Annotated in this window: 2 protein-coding genes; one reads left to right on the plus strand and one right to left on the minus strand. The window is 58.5% G+C overall.

What is annotated here, in order from left to right:
* A partial coding sequence (locus tag SO140_RS46085; RefSeq protein ID WP_498544219.1) for a hypothetical protein occupies nt 1–223 on the plus strand: 223 nt, incomplete at its 5' end.
* A 3-nt stretch (nt 224–226) separates the two neighbouring features.
* Here SO140_RS46085 and SO140_RS46090 read toward each other — a convergent pair.
* A complete protein-coding gene (locus SO140_RS46090) occupies nt 227–583 on the minus strand; it encodes a hypothetical protein (protein WP_498544220.1) in 357 nt (118 codons plus the stop codon).
* Nucleotides 584–935: the final 352 nt, after the last annotated feature.

Raw genomic sequence — 935 nt, forward strand, 5'->3', positions numbered from 1 at the left:
CAGTAAAACCCCCTCACTTCTCCGCAAAAAAGCCCGCAAAATGGCGTACAGGCCGTTTGGCGGCATGAATGGTTATGCAACCCAGTACGCAGAGACCAGTTTCAGAGAGAAACGCGACCGAATCGCGTGTTTTTGCCGTTTTGCCAATGTGAGAAACGGTGAACGGGCGGGCAATTCATTGCACGGCCGTGAGGCGTTGGCCAAGCCGGCGGCGCGGCAGTAGGGATCAACGGCGCCAGCGCTGCCACCACCGGTTGACGATCGCCGGCTCCGCCGGGGTCGGATGGTGCTCCAGACGCAAGACCGCCGCTTCCAAATCGGCGACCTCCTGCCGTAATGCGCGTATTTCGGCGAGTAATACCGCCTGATCTTCTGTGCCAACGGGGTGTGACACCGTGTGCCGCGCATTCGTGCCAGCGGGTTGCAGCTCGCCGTACACACGCAGCAATTCCGTGGTTTCTAACTCCCGCTTGCCATCGGCATTAGTTCGCCATGACACACGACCTGCCGCCATATCACGGTAGAGCGTCCGCCGACTTTTTCCGGTCAATGCCTGTGCCTGCGCCACACTGTGCCATGCCATAGAAACCTCCTTTTTTTGGCACAGTATAGGGGAGATTCGGGGTGTCGGGGCTGCGCCCTGACCAGCGTGTTGTCAACGCCAGGAACACCGGCGGTCATGACAACACATTTCCTGTCCGTCACCCTCGTTTTGGACGCGTCGCCCACGGCGGTGCTACAAAACATATCCTGTCCCGCATGAGAGCCACCGGCAGGATCGGCAACACGTCACCGAATGAAGGCATGTAATGACGTCAAACGTGAACACGTGGCCTATCTTGCATCGTCAACAAAAGCCCCACAATGACCGTGCGACACATCAGCTGCAGATGCACTTCCGCTTCCTCGCGTTGACAGACTGCGCTAGTCAACAC

This window comes from Bradyrhizobium sp. UFLA05-108 (assembly GCF_059803455.1).

What these genes read in the sequence shown, in the direction of transcription:
- SO140_RS46090 (WP_498544220.1), bottom strand. Translation starts at nt 583, where the DNA reads ATGGCATGGCACAGTGTGGCGCAGGCACAGGCATTGACCGGAAAAAGT.